Annotated in this window: 4 protein-coding genes; all 4 read right to left on the bottom strand. The window is 67.3% G+C overall.

Annotation, left to right across the window (positions count from 1 at the left end):
• Positions 1-302 precede the first annotated feature (302 nt).
• Entirely contained in the window at positions 303-698 is a 396-nt protein-coding gene (locus G6039_RS30045) for a hypothetical protein (protein WP_043797409.1), read from the bottom strand.
• Positions 699-760: 62 nt separating this feature from the next.
• Positions 761-1,702 carry a DUF3560 domain-containing protein gene (locus tag G6039_RS30040; protein ID WP_043797410.1) on the bottom strand — a complete coding sequence of 314 codons (942 nt, stop codon included), beginning with the start codon at positions 1,700-1,702 and terminating at the stop codon, positions 761-763.
• A gap of 77 nt (positions 1,703-1,779) precedes the next feature.
• Positions 1,780-1,995, bottom strand: a complete 216-nt coding sequence (locus tag G6039_RS30035; protein ID WP_029547350.1) for a hypothetical protein — start codon at positions 1,993-1,995, stop codon at positions 1,780-1,782.
• Between the two features lie 26 nt (positions 1,996-2,021).
• The gene (locus G6039_RS30030) at positions 2,022-2,213 is read right to left on the bottom strand and encodes a hypothetical protein (RefSeq protein WP_006947253.1); all 192 of its coding nucleotides are present in this window, start codon (positions 2,211-2,213) and stop codon (positions 2,022-2,024) included.
• Between the last annotated feature and the right edge of the window lie 258 nt (positions 2,214-2,471).

Below are 2,471 nucleotides of genomic sequence, written 5' to 3'. Positions count from 1 at the left end.
CTCGTCGGCTCGGACCCGTGAATAAGAGACACGAGTTGAATCTGGTTGCGTTCGCGGGGTTTCCAGTCCTGTCGGCTGGTGCGTGACGCTAGCCAACATCCAACACTATCGGTGGGGCTCGTGCACAGGGGGCCGCTGGGATTCGCGTCGGCTCGTGGTCGGCGGTGGGGTCTGTGCGGCGCAGCCGCTCCTTCGGGTTCGGTTTTCGGCCGGCCTCGCGGTGGCGGCAGACCGTAGGGGTGTGGCGGATATGGCGGCGGCCCGAGCCGGGGCCGTGAGGGGCGTCCGGCTCGGGCCGTGTGTCAGCGGATCTCGCAGCACTGTCGGCATTCCCACCCTTGGGGACGGAGAAGGCAGGTTCGTCGTTCTTCGCAGAGCCAGCAGGTCTGGTTCGCTTTTTCGGCTTCGCCGCGCTCCTGTGCTGCGGCTTTCTCATGTTCGGCTGTGCGGCGTTCTCGCTCGGTGTCCAGGTCGTTGCGCTGGGCCGCGGTGGGTAGTGCGCGCATCATGCGGTAGGCGGCGGCGGTGCCTGCGTCTCGTTCTGCGAGGTCGGCGGCGGTGTAGCTCGGGGGTCGGTCGGCTTCTTGCAGCATGGGTCCGAAGATCGTGCGGCAGGTCTGGCAGGGGGTGAGTTCGTCGGTGACGGGCTGTGTGCATCCGGGGATGATGCACTCGGCGAACAGGGATTCGGCGGTCATGGCGTCCTCGCGGCGAGTGGGGACCGGCGGCCGCGAGGGGGTCGCGGCCGCCGGATTGTGGGTTACTGACCTGGGCGGATGGGGGTGTGGGCGTCCTCGGCGCGGGCGTCGGTGATCTTGTCGTAGGGCAGTCGGTCGGTCCAGCTGTAGGCGGTGGCGACGGTGACCGACTTTGCGTTGACTCGGATCACCTTGTGCCAGGTGCCGGAGCAGTTGACGAAGCATCCGGGGCGTAGGTCGGCGCGGCTGTAGAGCTTGGGGCCGTCGGTGGCGTCCTGTTCGGCGCGTACTGCGGTCCAGTATTCGATGTCGCGCTCGAGTTCGGCTTTGTTGAGTTCGAGCTGGTGTATGTGGTTGCTGGTCTCGGCGGTGTGTCCGGCAGCGCGGTACTTGGTGAGGTGGCGTTCGATGCTGCGTAGTTCGGCGCTCTGTCGTTCGATGCGGCGGTGGATCACTGCGGGGGTGTAGCGGTGATCGGTGCTGCGGGCGGCGATGCGGGCGGATTCGGCGGCTGAGCGGGCGGCGTCGTCGGCTTCGATCGCGGCGCGGGCGGTGGTGTGGGCGCGGTCGAGGGCGCGGCGGTGGCGTCGTTCGCTGTGATGTCCCACTTTGATGGGTTCTCCGCCTTCGGGCAGTGCGGCACAGGCGTGGTGGTGGCGTGCGTGGGCGGCGTCGGCGGCGGTGGCCTTGCGTTCGGCCTTGGCTGCGAGGGCGGCGGCGCGGTCGGTCAGACGCTCGTTGCGGTCGTGGTGGGCGTCGGTGCCGTCGCGGAGGGTGGTGTCGATGTCGGTTTCGACGTCGTATCCGGCGGCGCGCAGGGCGGCGGCGGTGTGTTCGATGCGGGCGAGGTGGGGGGCGCGGTCGCGGCTGTGCGGGATGTACCAGGCGGTGATGCTGCGTCCCCATTTCCAACCTGCGGTTTTGAGGATCGGGGCGGTGCCGTCGCCTTTGCTGGTGCCGTCGATGATCGTGCCTGCTGTGGGGGTGTGCGTGATGGTGAGCATGTGCGCGTTTCCTGTTCGGGTCGGTAGTGCGCGCCGGTGGGGAGTCGCGGTGACTCCCCACCGGCGCGGAGTGTGGATCAGTACTCGGCGATGAAGACCGGCCAGTGGGGACCGGGGCGGGTGGTCCAGCGGAGGATCGGCCGCCAGTAGGTGGTGGTCCGGTAGGCGCGTTCCTCGTGGTGGGGGCACATGACCCACTCGCCGTCGGTGTGGGTGGCTTCGGTGGTGCAGCCGTTGTAGTCGCACCACTGGTCGGGAAGCTCGAGTGTCTGGACGGGGGCGGGAGTGGTCATCGCGTCTTTCCTTCCGGGGTGGTCGGTCAGCTGAGGCCGGATTCGATTGCGGCGCTGATTTCGTCCTCGGTCATGCCTGCGGCACGGGCGGCGGCCTTGGTGTCGCGGGACTCGGCCAGGACTACGGAGATGTCCTTGCCGGTCGAGATGTTCTCGAGCAGGGCATCGATGTCGCGGCCGAGGTTGTGGAGCTTCGCGGTGATCTCTTCCTTGTCCATGCCTCTAGTTTACATCTGTTTTGATGATTTTTCGATGTTTCATTGGTGCTTTTCCGGTGCTTTTCTGGTGATGCCGGTCACACGTTTTATGGGTCTGACCTGCGGTTTTTCGGGTGTAACGGGTGGTTCGATGGCGGTGGTGGAGCGGGTACCTCGGTCGGTCGGTGCGCCCTGGTGAACCGGGCGCGGTGACTGCCGGGCAAGGGCGGGTTTTCCCTTGCTCGGTGGTCGGCGGGTCCGGTAGGGCCGTGGGTGGCG

This window comes from Rhodococcus aetherivorans, from assembly GCF_011058165.1.
In the GTDB taxonomy this organism is placed as follows: domain Bacteria; phylum Actinomycetota; class Actinomycetes; order Mycobacteriales; family Mycobacteriaceae; genus Rhodococcus; species Rhodococcus aetherivorans.
This window is presented reverse-complemented; position numbering and strand designations above follow the sequence as displayed.